This is a genomic window from Cellulosimicrobium sp. CpK407 (assembly GCF_051844275.1).
Classification (GTDB): Bacteria; Actinomycetota; Actinomycetes; order Actinomycetales; family Cellulomonadaceae; genus Cellulosimicrobium; species Cellulosimicrobium cellulans_G.
Window position 1 is genome coordinate 26,433 of sequence record NZ_JBGNYC010000004.1, and the last position, 15,509, is coordinate 41,941.

The following is a 15,509-nucleotide window of genomic DNA, read 5'->3' on the forward strand; positions in this document are numbered from 1 at the left end:
CGTCAGGCCATGTAGGTCGAGGCCATCACCTTGTCGGGCGTGAGGCGGAGGACGACGCGCTCGGGGTTGTGGTCGAGCGGGCGGTACCGACGGGCGTAGCGCGCGACGGCGTCCGCCACCTCGTCCTCGTCCTCGACGACCTCGATCGTGCCCTCGAGCGTGATCCACCGGCCGCCCTCGACCTGGCACACCGCGGCACGCGGGGCGCCCCCGTCGGCGCCCGGCAGGCGCGCGTTGCGGGCCTTGACCGACGCGCGGTTCGTCGTGATGCGCAGCACGCCCGCGTCGGGGTCCCACGTGAAGGCGACGGGGACGACGTGCGGCGTGCCGTCGGCGCGCAGCGTGGTGAGGGTCGCCAGGTGGCGTTCGGTGACGAAGACGAGCTGTTCGGGGTTGAGGCGCATCACGGCGTCGAGCCTACGGGTTCCGGCGCCGACGCTCCCCGCGCCCGCGCGCGTCAGGCGTCGAACCCGAAGGTCATGACCGCCGGCACCGTGCCCGCCCGCAGGGCGCGCAGGACGTGCAGCTCGTGCGGGACGACCGGGTCGGGCAGGGCGTCCAGCGCGAACCACCGCAGGTCGGCCGCCTTGTCCTGCTCCTGGAGCGTCGGCTCGCCGGACCAGGCCGCGGTCGCGAAGAAGAAGTCGGCGCGCTGCTCGAGCGCCGGCCCGCCCGGCTCGCCGCGGTGCAGGGCGGTGAGCGGACGCAGGTCGGCGGGGTCGATCTCGACCCCCAGCTCCTCGCGCGCCTCGCGCACCGCCGCCGCGACGACCGACTCGCCCGCCTCGACGTGCCCGGCCGCGGCCGCGGCCCAGAACCCGTCCCGGTAGCCGGTGCCCTGCCGGAGCTGGAGCAGCACCGCGTCGCCGCGCCGCAGCAGCACGTAGGCCGCCGGCACGACCCGGAACCGGTGCGACGCCGAGCCGTCGTCCCACGACGCGCGTCCGGGACCGTCGACCGCCGCGGTCATCCGCGTCAGCCGACCAGGCACGACGGCCCGAGCAGGGCCTTGAGGTCGCCGAACAGCGCCGGTGACTTCTCGACGCGCAGCCCGTCCCCCGCGCGCACGACCGTCGTCTTGCCGGGTTCCAGGACCTGGACGTGGACCTCGGCCGAGCCGGGGTGCGTCGCGAGCACCTCGCGCAGCCGCACGATGATCGGCTCCACGCAGCGCGTGTGGGACACCTTCACGGCGAGCGGCGACTCCGCCCCCACGGTGATGTCGGGCAGCGACACCTCCATCGCCTGGAGCTGCATCGTGTCGTCGCGACGGCGCACCCGCCCGCGCAGCACGACGACCTGGTCCTCGGCGAGGATCGTCGAGTAGGCGAGATAGGTCTCGCCGAAGAACATGACCTCCACGGCACCCTCGAGGTCCTCGATGGTCACCGCCGCCCACGGGTTGCCGTTCTTGCTCATCTTGCGCTGGAGCGACGTGACCAGGCCCGCGATCACCACCGTCGACCCGTCCGGCCGCCCCTCGTCGGCGAGCAGGTTCGCGATGCCGGTGTCCGCGGCCCGCGTGAGCACGTGCTCCAGGCCGGAGAGCGGGTGGTCGGACACGTAGAGACCGAGCATCTCGCGCTCGAACGCGAGCCGCTGCTTCTTGTCCCAGTCCGGCAGGTCGGGCACGTCGACGGAGAACGACATGCCGTCCTCGGCGTCGCCGCCGAAGTCGGCGAACAGGTCGAACTGCCCCTCGGCCTCCTTGCGCTTGACGCTGATGACCGAGTCGACCGCCTGCTCGTGCACGACGAGCAGCGCGCGCCGGGGGTGACCGAGCGAGTCGAACGCGCCCGCCTTGATGAGCGACTCGATGGTGCGCTTGTTGCAGACGACGGCCGGCACCTTGTCGAGGAAGTCGGTGAACGACGAGAACGCGCCCTTCTCCTCGCGCGTGCGGATGATCGCGTCGACGACGTTAGCGCCGACGTTGCGCACGCCCGTGAGGCCGAAGCGGATGTCGTTGCCGACGGCCGTGAACTTGGCCGCGGAGTCGTTCACGTCGGGCGGCAGCACCGTGATGTGCATGCGCCGGCACTCGTTGAGGTACAGGGCGAGCTTGTCCTTGTCGTCCCGCACGCTCTGCAGGAGCGCCGCCATGTACTCGGTCGGGTAGTTCGCCTTGAGGAAGGCCGTCCAGTAGGCGACGAGGCCGTAGCCCGCGGAGTGCGCCTTGTTGAACGCGTAACCCGCGAACGGGACCAGCGTGTCCCAGACCGCCTGAATCGCGCCGTCGGAGTACCCGCGCTCGCGGCAGCCCGCCTGGAAGGGCACGAACTCCTTGTCGAGGATCTCCTTCTTCTTCTTGCCCATCGCGCGCCGGAGCAGGTCGGCCTGGCCGAGCGAGTACCCGGCGAGGATCTGCGCGGCGCGCTGCACCTGCTCCTGGTAGACGATGAGCCCGTAGGTCTCGTCCAGGATCTCCGCGAGCGGCTTCTCGAGCTCCGGGTGGATCGGCTCGATCTTCTGCAGGCCGTTCTTGCGCAGCGCGTAGTTCGTGTGCGAGTTCATGCCCATGGGGCCCGGGCGGTACAGCGCGATGACGGCCGAGAGGTCGTCGAACTTGTCCGGCTTCATCTGCCGCAGCAGCGCGCGCATCGGCCCGCCGTCGAGCTGGAACACGCCGAGGGTGTCACCGCGCGCCAGCAGGTCGTAGGACGCCTTGTCGTCGAGCGCGAGCGACTCGATCTCGATCGGGTCCTTGCCGTTCATCATGATGTTCTCGAGCGCGTCGTCGAGGATCGTGAGGTTGCGCAGCCCCAGGAAGTCCATCTTGATGAGCCCGAGGCCCTCGGACGTCGGGTAGTCGAACTGCGTGATGACCGCGCCGTCCTGCGGGCGGCGCATGATCGGGATGATGTCGATGAGCGGGTCGCTCGACATGATGACGCCCGCGGCGTGCACGCCCCACTGCCGCTTCAGGCCCTCGATGCCGCGCGCGAGCTCGACGACGCGCTGCGCCTCGGGGTCCGTGTCGTGGAGCTGACGGAACTCCGCCGCCTCGGGGTACCGCTCGTGCTTCGGGTCGAAGATCCCGGACAGCGGGATGTCCTTGCCCATGACCGCGGGCGGCATCGCCTTCGTGAGCTTCTCGCCCATCGCGAAGGGGAAGCCCAGGAGGCGCGCCGAGTCCTTGAGCGCCTGCTTGGCCTTGATCGTGCCGTACGTGACGATCTGGGCGACGCGGTCGTCCCCGTACTTCTCCGTGACGTACCGGATGACCTCCCCGCGCCGACGCTCGTCGAAGTCGACGTCGACGTCGGGCATCGACACGCGCTCGGGGTTGAGGAACCGCTCGAAGATCAGGCCGTGCTCGAGCGGGTCGAGCTCGGTGATCCCCATGAGGTAGGAGGCCATCGACCCGGCCGCCGAGCCACGGCCCGGCCCGACCCGGATCCCCTGCTCCTTGGCCCAGTTGATGAAGTCGGCGACCACGAGGAAGTACCCCGGGAAGCCCATCTGGATGATGACCTCGGTCTCGTACTGCGCCTGCTTGCGCGACGCGTCCGGGATCCCGTTCGGGTACCGCCGGTGCAGCCCGCGCTCGATCTCCTTGACGAACCAGCTCGTCTCGTCCTCGCCGTCGGGGACGGGGAACCGCGGCATGTAGTTCGCCGAGGTGTCGAACGACACCTCGCACTGCTCGGCGATGAGCAGGGTGTTGTCGCACGCCTCGGGCAGCTCGGCGAACACCCGGCGCATCTCCGCCGCCGACTTCACGTAGTAGCCGGTGCCGTCGAACTTGAACCGGTCCGGGTCGTCGAGCGTCGACCCCGAGTTGATCGCGAGCAGGGCCTCCTGGCTCGACGCGTCCTCCTCGCGGACGTAATGGAGGTCGTTCGTCGCGACGAGCGGCGCGCCGATCGTCTCCGCGAGCCGCAGCAGGTCCTGCGTGACCCGGGTCTCGATGTCGAGACCGTGGTCCATGAGCTCGACGTAGAAGTTCTCGCGGCCGAACACGTCCTGGAGCTCGCCCGCGGTCCGCACGGCCTCGTCCCACTGGCCGAGGCGCAGGCGCGTCTGGATCTCCCCCGACGGGCAGCCGCTCGTCGCGACGAGGCCCTTGCCGTAGGTCTGGAGCAGGTCCCGGTCCATGCGGGGCCACTTGCCCATCTGCCCCTCCAGCGACGCCAGCGAGGACGCCCGGAACAGGTTGTGCAGTCCCTCGTTGTCCTTGGCGAGGAGCGTCATGTGCGTGTACGCGCCGCGCGCCGAGACGTCGTCGGCCTCCTGCCCCTGCTGGCCGAACCGCACGCGCGTCTGGTCGAACCGGCTCGTCCCCGGCGTGATGTACGCCTCGACGCCGATGATCGGCTTGATGCCCTTCGCCTGCGCGCGCGACCAGAACTCGAACGCCCCGAACACGTAGCCGTGGTCCGTGGTCGCGATGGCCTTCTGCCCGAGCCGCTCGACCTCGTCGAACAGGTCCCCGATCCGCGCCGCGCCGTCCAGCATCGAGTACTCGGTGTGGACGTGGAGGTGGACGAAGTCCTCAGCGGCGGTCGGCATGCACCGATCCTAAGTCGCCCCACCCACGCGCCCGGGCACCGTCGGCGGTCTCCGGTGTGCTGCGTCGCACACTCCTCGCCGGGGCCCCGGACGAGGGGTCGGGCACGCCGGTCGCCGACGCGTCAGGCGTCGGTCGAGAGGGTCTTCGCGGCGTCGCGGTGGTCGATCCCCGCGTCGAGGTAGACGGGTCCCGAGACGGTGTAGCCGAGCCGTTCGTAGAAGCCGATCGCCTGGACCTGGGCGGAGAGCAGGACGCGCACGAGGCGCCGCCCGTCGGTCCCCGGCGTCGCGTGCTCGGCGAGCGCGATCCCCTCCAGCGCGCGCATCACCGCGGTGCCCGCGCCGGTGCCGCGCGCGGCCGCGGACACCGCGACCCGCCCGACGTGGACCTCGCCCGGGTGCGCCGGGTCGGTCAGCAGCCGCCCCGTCCCGACGACCAGGTCCTCCTGCTCGCGGTCGCGCACGAGGACGTGCGTCGTCGTCGGCGCGGTGTCGAGGTCGTCGATCTCCTCCTCGACGGGGACGCCCTGCTCGTCGACGAAGACCGCGAGCCGCAGCGCGTGCGCCGCGGCCAGCCCGGCGTCGTCGACCACGCGCTCGACGACCAGCCGACCGTCCCCGGCCGTCTCGGCACCCGCGGCTGCCCTCGAGCTCACGCGTACGCCCCGCGCAGCACCTCGAGCGCGTGCGCGAGGTCGTCCGGGTACGCGCTCGTCAGCTCGAGCCACTGCCCGGTCGTCGGGTGCTCGAACCCGAGGCGCACGGCGTGGAGCCACTGTCGTGCCAGGGCGACGCGCGAGGCGAGCACCGGGTCGGCACCGTAGGTGAGGTCGCCGACGCACGGGTGGCGCAGCGCGGAGAAGTGCACGCGGATCTGGTGCGTGCGCCCGGTCTCGAGGTGCACCTCGACGAGCGACGCCGCGGGCAGCATCTCCAGGACCTCGTAGTGCGTGACCGACGGCTTGCCCTCGGCGGTGACGGCGAACTTCCAGTCGGCGCTGGGGTGGCGTCCGATGGGCGCGTCGATCGTCCCGGTGGTCGGCTCGGGGTGCCCCTGGACGAGCGCGTGGTAGACCTTCTCGACCGTGCGCTCCTTGAAGGCACGCTTGAGCGCCGTGTACGCGACCTCGCTCTTCGCGACGACCATGAGGCCCGAGGTCCCGACGTCGAGCCGGTGCACGATGCCCTGACGCTCGGCCGCGCCCGACGTGGAGATCCGGTAGCCCGCGGCGGCGAGCGCGCCGACGACGGTCGGGCCGGTCCAGCCGGGCGACGGGTGCGCGGCCACGCCCACGGGCTTGTCGACGACCACGACGTCGTCGTCGTCGTAGACGATGCCCATCCCCGGCACGGGCTCGGCGACGACCTCGACCGCCGCCGGGGCGGCGTCGGGCACGTCGACCTCGAGCCACGCTCCCGGGACGAGCCGGTCGGACTTGCCGACCTCGCGGCCGTCGAGGCGGACCGCACCGTCCGCGGCGAGCTCCGCCGCCCGCGTGCGGGAGAGACCGAGGAGACGTGCCAGCCCGGCGTCGACCCGCTCGCCCGCGAGCCCGTCCGGGACCGGGAGGGAGCGCAGGCTCACCGCTCCTCCTCGCCCTCGGCGTGCACCGTCGTCGGGCCGGTCTCGGCCGCCGCCCCGGCGTCCGGCTCGGGCGCCTCGTCGCCACCGTGACGCGTCCCGTCCAGCCCGATGCCGAGGACCGAGAGCACGGCGATCATCACCGCGGCGGTCACGATCGCGATGTCCGCGACGTTGCCCACGAACCAGTTCGCGTAGGCGATGAAGTCGACGACGTGCCCGCGGGCGAAGCCCGGCTCGCGGAAGAACCGGTCCACGAGGTTCCCCAGCGCTCCGCCGAGCAGCAGCCCGAGGGCGACGGCCCACGCGCGGGAGCCGATCCGGCTCACCATGCGCACGATGACGACCACCACGGCCACGACGACGATCGTCAGGACCCAGGTCATCCCCGTCGCGATGGAGAGCGCCGCACCGGGGTTGTAGATGAGCCGGAGCCCCAGCAGGGACCCGAGGAGCGGGATCGTGTCGTCGCCGACCGTGAGGCTGGACTCCGCCCACCACTTGGTGAGCTGGTCGAGCACCAGGACGAGTGCGGCGAGGACGACCGTCCAGACCACGAGGACGCGCCGCGGCCCGCGGCCGGGGGTGCCGGCCTCGGGACCGGACGGGACGCTGGTCTCGGTGCTCGTCTCGGTGCCGGTCTCGGTGCCGGGCGCACCGCCGGGATCGGGGGCGTCGGCGGGTTCGGTGGGCTCGGGGAGCGCGGAGGTGGACATCGGCGGCAAGTCTGCCACGTCGGCCACGACCTCTGCGCGGGCCCCGCCCGACCGTCCGTGCGAGCGACGCTCAGCGCCGCTCGGCGCGCTGCTTCGCCTCGACCGAGAGGTTCGCCCGCGGGAACGCCTGGAGACGTGCCTTCCCGATCGGCAGCCCGGTCTCCTCGCAGGTCGCGTACGTGCCCGCCGCGATGCGGTCGAGCGCGTGCGACGTCTGCGCGAGGAGGTCGCGCACGTTGTTGACGAGGGTCAGCTCCTGCTCCCGCTCCAGCGCGCTCGAGCCGGAGTCCGCCTGGTCGTCGCCCGCCCCGTCCCCGGAGTGGCGCAGGAGGTTCGAGAGCTCCTCGTCGGCGGAGGCGAGCTCCCCCTCCAGGCGCTCCTTCTCCGCGAGGAGCTCGGCGGCGAGCTCCTCGGCCTCCCGCAGGGTCCAGGGCTCCTCCCCGTCGCGCACGGGGAAGGACTTGACGTCCTTCGCGAGGTTCGGGAATCGGTCGCGCACGGCCGTGCGGGCCGCGGTGGTGAGCTTGGTCATGTCGCCCCTCCAAGTTCGAGTCACGCGAGAGTAGACGCAGCGGCCGGTACGCACAACACACCACGCCGGGCCGCCGAGGCGGAAAGACGCAGGTGCGAGGCGTACCGGCCGCTGCCGGACGGTCGACGCAGGTGCTAGATGCCGGGAGCGAGGTCGCTCGTCCGGCTCGCCCCGCCGACGTTGCTGCGCGGCGGGAGGGCGCTGCCCCGGTTGTCGAGGTCGCCCAGCAGGTTCTGCAGGTAGCTCTTGAGGCGCGTGCGGTAGTCGCGCTCGAAGATGCGCAGCTCGTCGATCTTGCGCTCGAGGAGCGAGCGCTCCTGCTCGAGCTGCGACAGCGTGCGGTGCGAGGTCTCCTCGGCCTCGCGCACGATGCGCGTGCCCTCCTCCTTCGCCTCCGCGATGAGCCGGTCGCCCTCCTCCTGGCCCGAGCGCACGTAGTCGTCGTGCAGCTTCTGGGCGAGCTGGAGCATGCCGGTCGCCGACTCGGGCTCCGCGCCGTTCTTCGCGACCACGGCCTGCGAGATCGGCGCGACCGGGGCGGGCTCCGGCTCGGGCGCCTTGGGCGCCTCGACGACGGCGGGCTGCACCACGGCGCTGGACGCGTCGGCCCGGCTGAGCTCGGCGATACGACGCTCCGCGGCAGCGAGCTTCGACTTGAGGTCCTGGTTCTCCTCCTGCACGGAGTTGAGAGTCCTCACCACCTCGTCCAAGAAGTCGTCGACCTCTTCGACGTCGTACCCCTCGCGGAACTTCGTCGCCGAGAACTTCTTGTTCAGGATGTCCTCTGCAGTGAGCAGTGCCATCGGTTCACCTCATAGCGTTTGCGTGTCGGTCCGGGCGACCTCGCGATCACCAGAGTCCAAAGTAGCGGAGATTGCCCGTGGGAGCCGGGAGCGGTCGTGCGTTCGCGCGCCGCGCGCCCGTGTGGATGACGTGACGGTGTGGCGTCGGGCCGGTCGCGGTCGGGGCGAACCGGACGTAGCACACCTCGGTGGTCCGCCCGCAGCGGACCTCCGCGTGACGTGCGTCTCAGAGCGACGACACGATCTGCGCCGCGATCGTCACCGCGAAGAAGAGGATGATGAACGCCAGGTCGAGGCGCACCTGCCCCAACGAGAGCGGCGGGACGAGACGGCGCAGCGCGCGCAGCGGCGGGTCCGTCGCCGAGTAGATCACCTCGGCGAGCACGAGCATCACGCCTCGCGGTCGCCAGTCGCGCGCGAAGAACTGCACCCAGTCGAACACGAGCCGACCGATGAGCAGCAGCAGGTAGAGCCAGAGCAGGAATCCGACGATCCCTGTGATGAGGTCCCAGATCACGGGTCAACTGTGCCAGACGCACGTCGCGCGGCCGGGCACGGGACACGCGGGCCGCGAGGCGGACAGCAGGAGAGGGACGGACGTGTCGCCACGTCCGTCCCTCCGTGCGCCGTACGCGGGGCGCGTGCTCGGCGGGCGCTGCGCGCCCCGCACGCCGTCAACTCTGGTTGTAGAACCCGGCGCGCCCGGGGGCCGGCGCCGCGGCCTGCTCCTCGCCGGTGATCTCCACGTGCTCGGGCGAGAGCAGGAACACCTTGTTCGTGACACGCTCGATGGCGCCGTGGAGCCCGAAGATGAGTCCGGCGGAGAAGTCGACCAGGCGCTTCGCGTCCGCGTCGTCCATGTCCGACAGGTTCATGATCACGGGCGTCCCTCCGCGGAACGCCTCCCCGATCACGCGCGCGTCGTTGTACGACCGCGGGTGGACCGTCGTGATCCGGCGCAGCTCGGCGGCCGACATGCTCGTCTGCGGCACCTCGCGCGGTCCGAGCGCGCGGTGCAGCGGCGTCACCTGGGCCTGGTAGTCGTGCGACACGTCCGCCCCCGTCTCGTCGAGCTCGTCGACGTACTCGTCCTGCTCGTCCTCGCCGCGATCATCAGCGAGGCCCAGATACAGCATGGTCTTGCGCAGCGCTCCCGCCATGGGCCTTGCTCCGTCCTCGATCGATCCGTCGGTCCACCGGCCGTCGGACCGGTGCGTTCACGCTAACCGAGGGCGTCGGACGATCACGGGACGACACGCCCGTCGTCCTCAACCTCACCCGGAGGTCGAGGCCGGGGGTGTCACGCGCCGGAGAGCGTGACCAGTCCGGCGAAGCGACCCGTCGTCGTCCCGCCGCGCGCCGCGCGCCGGTGCGAGAAGAACCGGTCGTCCTCGATCGTGCACGCGTCGACGTGCACGACGTCCTCGACCCCGGCGGCGACGAGGTCGGCCACCACGCCGGCCGGCAGGTCGAGCGCCGGGGTGCCCCACGACGTCGTGGACCGCGTGGCCGGCCGCGCGAGCGCGACGTCGTCGCGCATCGTCGCGGGGACCTCGTAGCACCGGCCGCACGCGCTCGGCCCGACGGCGGCCCGGACGTTCCGGGTCCGGGCGCCCGCCGCGCGCATCGCCTCGAGGACCGCCGGGACGACGCCGTGCGCGAGCCCGCGCCGTCCCGCGTGGGCGACCCCGACGACACCCGCGTCGGCGTCCGCGAGGAGGACGGGCACGCAGTCGGCCACGAGCACGCCGAGCCCCACGCCCGGGGCGGTCGCGACGATCGCGTCGGCCTCGCCCACCGAGTCCACGGGCGCACCGGCCGCGTCCCGGGGCGGCGAGCCGAGCCGCACGACGTCCGTGCCGTGCACCTGGGAGGAGAAGGCGACCGGAGCCCCGAGCCACGCGGACGCGCGCGCACGGTTGCTCCGGACGCGCGTCGCGTCGTCGGTCACGTTGAGGCCGAGGTTGAGCGAGTCCCAGGGCGCCGGCGAGACACCGCCCGTGCGGGTCGTGAACCCGGCGCGCACGCCGGGACCGAGGTCGACAGCGAGCACGACGGGAGGGGCGGCGTCGAGGACGCCGCCCCTCCCGTCGGACGCAGGTCGGGTGCTCATCGGGTCCGGTCCCGGGTCAGCACCGGGTCACTTGAGGAAGTCGGGGACGTCGAGCTCCTCGACCTTGCGGCGCGCGGGCTCCTCGTCGAAGATCCGCGGCGGCACCTCGACGCCCGCGTTCTGGCCGCCCGGCACGGCGTCGGCGTTCTGGTTCGCCGCGTCGCCCGAGCCGACCACGGTGAACGTCGGGGCGGGCGACGGCTCGACGGGGACCGGGCCCGAGCCGCCGTCGAGCGTGACGGGCACGTCGTCGGCCTCCGGCTGGATCGGCACCACCGGACGGGGCAGCGTGTGGGCGCCCGTCGTCGGCGCCGGCGCCGGCGGCACCGGGCGCGCCGCCGGGACGGCCGGGATCGCGCTCGTCGCCGGGCGCTGCGCCCCGGCCACCTGGCCGAGCGCGCGGGCGTCGCCACGGACCTGCGGCGCACCGCCGTCGAAGCCCGCGGCGATCACGGTGACGCGCACCTCGTCGCCCAGCGCGTCGTCGATCACCGCGCCGAAGATGATGTTGGCCTCGGTGTGAGCGGCCTCGTGGACGAGACGCGCCGCCTCGTTGATCTCGAAGAGCCCGAGGTCGGAGCCACCCTGGATCGACAGGAGGACGCCGTGCGCGCCGTCGATGCTGGCCTCCAGGAGCGGCGACGAGATCGCCATCTCGGCGGCCTGGACGGCGCGGTCGTCGCCTCGCGCGTTGCCGATGCCCATGAGGGCGCTGCCCGCCCCCTGCATGACCGACTTCACGTCGGCGAAGTCGAGGTTGATGAGGCCCGGCGTCGTGATGAGGTCCGTGATGCCCTGCACGCCGGAGAGCAGCACCTGGTCCGCCTGGTGGAAGGCCTGGAGCGCGCTGACGTTGCGGTCGGACATCGACAGGAGGCGGTCGTTGGGGATGACGATGAGGGTGTCGACCTCGTTGCGCAGGTTCTCGATGCCCTGGTCGGCCTGGACCGAGCGACGACGACCCTCGAACGTGAACGGGCGGGTCACGACACCGACGGTGAGCGCGCCGAGCGAGCGAGCGATCCGCGCGACGACGGGCGCGCCGCCCGTGCCGGTGCCGCCGCCCTCGCCCGCGGTGACGAAGACCATGTCCGCGCCGCGCAGCACGTCCTCGATCTCCTCGGCGTGGTCCTCGGCGGCCTTCTTGCCCACCTCGGGGTCCGCGCCGGCACCGAGCCCGCGCGTCAGCTCGCGGCCGACGTCGAGCTTGACGTCGGCGTCCGACATGAGGAGCGCCTGCGCGTCCGTGTTGATGGCGATGAACTCGACGCCCTTGAGGCCGACCTCGATCATCCGGTTGACGGCGTTCACGCCCCCACCGCCGATGCCGACCACCTTGATCACTGCTAGGTAGTTCTGCGGAGTTGCCACGTCAATGCCTCTCGATCGGTCAGCCCTGAACCTTCACCCTCAACTAGAGGGTTATAGTTATGTCAGGTCGTTCATGGGTCGACCGTAGGTGTCGACGTGCCCATCATCAACGACCGCCTCGCGCGTGTCGGGTATCGCCGTGCACGGCGCTCCCGTGCTGCTCACCGCGTCACCGGCATCGTGGGTGCCGAGACGTCGTAGAGCGTCACGCCCGCGTTCTCGGGGACCGCGCGCAGCGTCTGCAGGACGCGGACCTTGAGCGCCGCCTCCTCCGCGCTCCCCCACTCCACCACCACGCCGTCCCGCAGCGTCATCCGGACCGCGTCGCGCGTCGGGGCCGACACCTCGGCGACCTGCGCGTGGAGGTCGGCCGGCAGCGCGTTGAGGAGCACGAGCGCCGCGTCGAGCGCCTTGGCGCCACGGTCGTCGAGCGGGGCGTCGATCTCCGGCAGCCCCTCCGGGACGGCGGGGTCGGTGCGCACCTGCACGCCGTCCGCGTCGAGCAGCGCGAACCCGCCGTCCACCGGGACCGCGACCACCGGCTCGCGCGACTCGAGCAGCACGGTCAGCCCGGCCGGCCAGGCGCGGCGGATCTCGACGTCGCGGACGCCGTTGAGGGCCAGGACCCGCTCGCGCAGCGCGACCGTGTCGAGTCGCGGCAGCGGCACCCCGGCGGACTCCGCGACCACGGCCTCGACCTGGGCCGGGTCGATCACCGTGCCCTCTCCCGAGATCGTCACGTCCTCCGGGTCCAGCCCGAGCACCGACGAGAGGAACGCGACCCACACGAGCGCGGCCACCACGAGCGCACCCGAGACCCACCCGAGCATGCGCGTGCGCACGCGGTGCCGGCGCATCGCGTCGCGCTCGGCCAGCCGCTCGGCCATCCCGTGCGACACCACGCCGACCGGCGCCGTCGGCGTCCCGCGCGGGGCGGTCGGCGTCCTCGCGGAACCCCGCGGCCGCCCTCGGACGCTCTGCGGACCCGTCGCGGGCCCGCCCGCCCGGGGGCGCTCGGTGGTCGACGGCACGAGCTCGCGACCGGCGGAGGTCACGCGGCGGACGGGCCGTGTGGGCGTCTCCTCGGTCGGCGCCCGGGTGACCGGCTTCGGCGTCCCCGCCCGTGCCGGGGACGCGGGCCGCGCGGCGCTCGCCCCCGCGCCCGACCGGTCCGGTCGGGGTGCGGCGGGTCGGGGCCGGGGTGGCGGGCGCATCAGGCCGCGCCCCCTCCGGGAGCACCGGCGCCGGCGGTCCGCTCGGCGATCCGCGCGAGGACCACTGCGCCCAGCTCCGTCACGTCGCCGGCGCCGACCGTGAGGACGAGGTCCCCCGGCCGCGCGGCGTCGGCGACGCGGCGCGCGGCCTCGACCCGGTCCTCCACGGCCGCCACCACCACGCCGGGAGCGTCCATCAGGTCCGTGATCGTGCGCGGTCCCACGGTCGGGTCGGGGTCCTCGCGCGCGGCGTAGATCCCCGTGACCACGACCTCGTCCGCGGCCCCCAGCGCCTGCGCGAACTCGCGCGCGAACGTCGCCGTGCGCGAGTAGAGGTGCGGCTGGAAGAGCACGAGCACCCGGCCTCCCGCGGCGACGGGCCGCGCGGCGGCCAGCAGCGCCGCGACCTCCGTCGGGTGGTGCGCGTAGTCGTCGACGACCCGCACCCCGCCCGCCTCGCCGCGCGCCTCGAACCGGCGTCCCGTGCCGAGGAAGCCGTGCGCCGCGGCGACGGCCGCCGCCGGGTCCACGCCGAGCACGACCGCCGTCACGACGGCCGCCGTGGCGTTCAGCGCGTTGTGGTGGCCGGGCACGCGCAGCCGCAGCTCGAGCCCGTCGAGCGTGGCGCCCCCGACGGCCCCCGCGAGCGCCGCGCGCACGCCCGCGCGTCCGTCGTCGGTGGTCGGGCGCACGTCCGACGCGCGCACGTCGGCGTCGTCGGCGGTGCCGTAGGTGACGACCGCGCCCCCGCCCGCGGCGTGGGCGGCCGCGAGCGCGCGCGCCCCGGCGTCGTCGGCGCACGCGACCAGCGTCCCGCCCGGGACGATCCGCGCCGCGAAGTCGACGAACGCCTGCTCGAACGCCGCGCGCGACCCGTAGTGGTCGAGGTGGTCCGGCTCCACGTTCGTCACGACCGCGACGTCGGGCGCGTAGTTGAGGAACGAGCCGTCGGACTCGTCGGCCTCGGCCACGAGGACGTCGGACCCGAGGTGCCCCCCGGCGACGGGCCCGTCCGCCGTGAGCACCGTGCCGCCGATCGCGAAGGACGGGTCGAGACCCGCGCCGCGCAGGACCGTCGCGATCATCGCGGACGTCGTCGTCTTGCCGTGCGCGCCGGCGACCGCGACCGAGCGCCCGCGGGCCATGAGCGACGCGAGCGCCTGCGAGCGGTGCAGCACGCGCAGTCCCGCGGCGCGCGCGGCCACGAGCTCCGGGTTCGACGCGCGGACCGCGCTCGACACCACGACCGTGTCCGCGCCCGTGACGTGGGCGGCGTCGTGCCCCGCCCAGACCTGCACGCCGTCGGACCGCAGGGCCTCGAGCGTCTCGCTCTCGCGCGCGTCCGAACCCTGCACGCGGACGCCGTGCGCCGCGAGCAGTCGCGCGACCACCGACATGCCTGCGCCGCCGACCCCGACGAGGTGGACGGTGCCCAGCTCGTCGAGCGGGACCGGGGCGGAGTCGCCGTACGTCGTCACGAGCGCGTCCCGGTCTCGTCGGCGGCGGCGACCGCCTCGGCGACGAGGTCGGCGACGCGCGCCGCGCCGTCGCGCACGCCCGCCCGCGCCGCCGCGCCCGCCATCGCGTCGAGGCGCCCCGGGTCGCCGAGCAGCGCCGGGACCTCGCGCGCGACCCAGGCCGCGTCGAGCTGTGCGTCGTCGACGAGCAGGCCGCCGCCCGCAGCGACGACCGGGCCGGCGTTGAGCCGCTGCTCGCCGTTGCCGATCGGCAGAGGGACGTACACGGCCGGGATGCCCAGCGCCGCGAGCTCGCCCACGGTCCCGGCGCCCGCACGGCACACGACCAGGTCCGCGACGGCGAGCGCGAGCTGCATCTCGGCGAGGTACTCGCGCACGTCGTACCGCGCGCCCGGATGCGCGGCGACCGCGGCCGCCGCCGCGTCGCGGACGGCCGCGTCCTTCCCCTTGCCCGTCAGGTGGAGGACCTGCGCGCCCGCGCCGAGGAGCGCGTCGGCCGCCCCCGAGACCGCCTCGTTGAGGCTCTGCGCCCCGAGCGACCCGCCCGTGACGACGAGCGTGCGCCGACCCGGGTCGAGCCCGAGTCGCGCCGCGGCGTCCGCGCGCACGGCCACCGCGTCGGCCGCGCGGGCGGCCACGAGATCCTGGATCTCGCGGCGCAGCGGCAGGCCCGTCACCACGCCGCCCTTGAGCGGCGTGCCCTCGAACGTCACCCCGACGCGCGCGGCCCACCGGGCACCGAGCCGGTTGGCGAGGCCGGGACGGGCGTTCTGCTCGTGGATCACGACCGGCACGTCGCGGCGGCGCGCCGCGAGGTACGCGGGCGTCGACACGTAGCCGCCGAATCCCACCACGACGCGTGCGCCCGTCTCGTCGATGACGGCGCCCGCGGCGTCGACCGCGGACTTGAGGCGGCCCGGGAGGTTGACCCACTCGGCGCTCGGCCGCCGCGGGAGGGGGACGCGCGGCACGTGCCGCAGGGGGTAGCCGCGCGCGGGGACGAGGTCGTCCTCCAGCCCGCCCGCGACCCCGAGCGCGGTCACCACCACGCCGGGCTCACGCGCCCGCAGCTCGTCCGCCACCGCCAGGAGCGGGTTCACGTGCCCCGCCGTCCCGCCGCCTGCGAGCACCACCGAACCGATCGTCGTCACGTACCTCGTCGTCCTTCCTTGCGGCGGGTGCCGCGTC

General features: G+C 73.7%; 15 protein-coding genes. All 15 read right to left on the reverse strand.

Features of this window, described 5'->3' with window-relative positions; translation table 11 throughout:
- Nucleotides 1-2: 2 nt before the first annotated feature.
- Entirely contained in the window at nt 3-407 is a 405-nt protein-coding gene (locus ABWU78_RS02935) for a pyridoxamine 5'-phosphate oxidase family protein (RefSeq protein ID WP_253051381.1), read from the reverse strand.
- 50 nt (nt 408-457) lie between these two features.
- Nucleotides 458-970 carry an NUDIX hydrolase gene (locus tag ABWU78_RS02940; protein ID WP_353709457.1) on the reverse strand — a complete coding sequence of 171 codons (513 nt, stop codon included), beginning with the start codon at nt 968-970 and terminating at the stop codon, nt 458-460.
- A gap of 5 nt (nt 971-975) precedes the next feature.
- The gene (gene dnaE, locus ABWU78_RS02945) at nt 976-4,512 is read right to left on the reverse strand and encodes a DNA polymerase III subunit alpha (RefSeq protein ID WP_439157503.1); all 3,537 of its coding nucleotides are present in this window, start codon (nt 4,510-4,512) and stop codon (nt 976-978) included.
- Nucleotides 4,513-4,634: 122 nt separating this feature from the next.
- Nucleotides 4,635-5,168 carry a GNAT family N-acetyltransferase gene (locus ABWU78_RS02950; protein ID WP_353709459.1) on the reverse strand — a complete coding sequence of 178 codons (534 nt, stop codon included), beginning with the start codon at nt 5,166-5,168 and terminating at the stop codon, nt 4,635-4,637.
- Nucleotides 5,165-6,097, reverse strand: a complete 933-nt coding sequence (locus tag ABWU78_RS02955) for an RluA family pseudouridine synthase (RefSeq protein ID WP_253051377.1) — start codon at nt 6,095-6,097, stop codon at nt 5,165-5,167. The genes ABWU78_RS02950 and ABWU78_RS02955 overlap by 4 nt, the downstream gene beginning before the upstream one ends.
- Nucleotides 6,094-6,810, reverse strand: a complete 717-nt coding sequence (locus ABWU78_RS02960) for a signal peptidase II (protein ID WP_353709460.1) — start codon at nt 6,808-6,810, stop codon at nt 6,094-6,096. Before ABWU78_RS02960 ends, ABWU78_RS02955 begins: the two co-directional genes overlap by 4 nt.
- 70 nt (nt 6,811-6,880) lie before the next feature.
- On the reverse strand, nt 6,881-7,342 hold the full coding sequence (locus tag ABWU78_RS02965; RefSeq protein ID WP_253051375.1) for a TraR/DksA family transcriptional regulator: 462 nt from the start codon (nt 7,340-7,342) through the stop codon (nt 6,881-6,883).
- A 134-nt stretch (nt 7,343-7,476) separates the two neighbouring features.
- On the reverse strand, nt 7,477-8,145 hold the full coding sequence (locus ABWU78_RS02970; protein ID WP_439157504.1) for a DivIVA domain-containing protein: 669 nt from the start codon (nt 8,143-8,145) through the stop codon (nt 7,477-7,479).
- 226 nt (nt 8,146-8,371) lie between these two features.
- Nucleotides 8,372-8,662, reverse strand: coding sequence for a YggT family protein (locus tag ABWU78_RS02975; protein WP_353709461.1), 291 nt, complete (start codon nt 8,660-8,662; stop codon nt 8,372-8,374).
- Between the two features lie 157 nt (nt 8,663-8,819).
- Nucleotides 8,820-9,305, reverse strand: coding sequence for a cell division protein SepF (locus ABWU78_RS02980; RefSeq protein WP_047234000.1), 486 nt, complete (start codon nt 9,303-9,305; stop codon nt 8,820-8,822).
- Between the two features lie 140 nt (nt 9,306-9,445).
- Nucleotides 9,446-10,258, reverse strand: coding sequence for a peptidoglycan editing factor PgeF (gene pgeF, locus ABWU78_RS02985; RefSeq protein ID WP_353709462.1), 813 nt, complete (start codon nt 10,256-10,258; stop codon nt 9,446-9,448).
- A gap of 27 nt (nt 10,259-10,285) precedes the next feature.
- Complete coding sequence (gene ftsZ, locus ABWU78_RS02990) at nt 10,286-11,629, reverse strand: cell division protein FtsZ (RefSeq protein WP_253051371.1); 1,344 nt, start codon at nt 11,627-11,629, stop codon at nt 10,286-10,288.
- Between the two features lie 161 nt (nt 11,630-11,790).
- The gene (locus ABWU78_RS02995) at nt 11,791-12,516 is read right to left on the reverse strand and encodes a cell division protein FtsQ/DivIB (RefSeq protein ID WP_439157505.1); all 726 of its coding nucleotides are present in this window, start codon (nt 12,514-12,516) and stop codon (nt 11,791-11,793) included.
- Nucleotides 12,517-12,842: 326 nt separating this feature from the next.
- The gene (gene murC / locus ABWU78_RS03000; protein ID WP_439157506.1) at nt 12,843-14,321 is read right to left on the reverse strand and encodes a UDP-N-acetylmuramate--L-alanine ligase; all 1,479 of its coding nucleotides are present in this window, start codon (nt 14,319-14,321) and stop codon (nt 12,843-12,845) included.
- Nucleotides 14,318-15,472: an undecaprenyldiphospho-muramoylpentapeptide beta-N-acetylglucosaminyltransferase gene (murG, locus tag ABWU78_RS03005; protein ID WP_439157507.1), complete on the reverse strand. Its 1,155-nt coding sequence runs from the start codon at nt 15,470-15,472 to the stop codon at nt 14,318-14,320. Before murG ends, murC begins: the two co-directional genes overlap by 4 nt.
- Nucleotides 15,473-15,509 lie beyond the last annotated feature (37 nt).

Coding starts and splice junctions, on each gene's coding strand:
- ABWU78_RS02940 (WP_353709457.1), bottom strand. CDS start 970: ATGACCGCGGCGGTCGACGGTCCCGGACGCGCGTCGTGGGACGACGGC.
- dnaE (WP_439157503.1), bottom strand. CDS start 4,512: ATGCCGACCGCCGCTGAGGACTTCGTCCACCTCCACGTCCACACCGAG.
- ABWU78_RS02960 (WP_353709460.1), bottom strand. CDS start 6,810: ATGTCCACCTCCGCGCTCCCCGAGCCCACCGAACCCGCCGACGCCCCC.
- ABWU78_RS02965 (WP_253051375.1), bottom strand. CDS start 7,342: ATGACCAAGCTCACCACCGCGGCCCGCACGGCCGTGCGCGACCGATTC.
- ABWU78_RS02970 (WP_439157504.1), bottom strand. CDS start 8,145: ATGGCACTGCTCACTGCAGAGGACATCCTGAACAAGAAGTTCTCGGCG.
- ABWU78_RS02980 (WP_047234000.1), bottom strand. CDS start 9,305: ATGGCGGGAGCGCTGCGCAAGACCATGCTGTATCTGGGCCTCGCTGAT.
- pgeF (WP_353709462.1), bottom strand. CDS start 10,258: ATGAGCACCCGACCTGCGTCCGACGGGAGGGGCGGCGTCCTCGACGCC.
- ABWU78_RS02995 (WP_439157505.1), bottom strand. CDS start 12,516: ATGGCCGAGCGGCTGGCCGAGCGCGACGCGATGCGCCGGCACCGCGTG.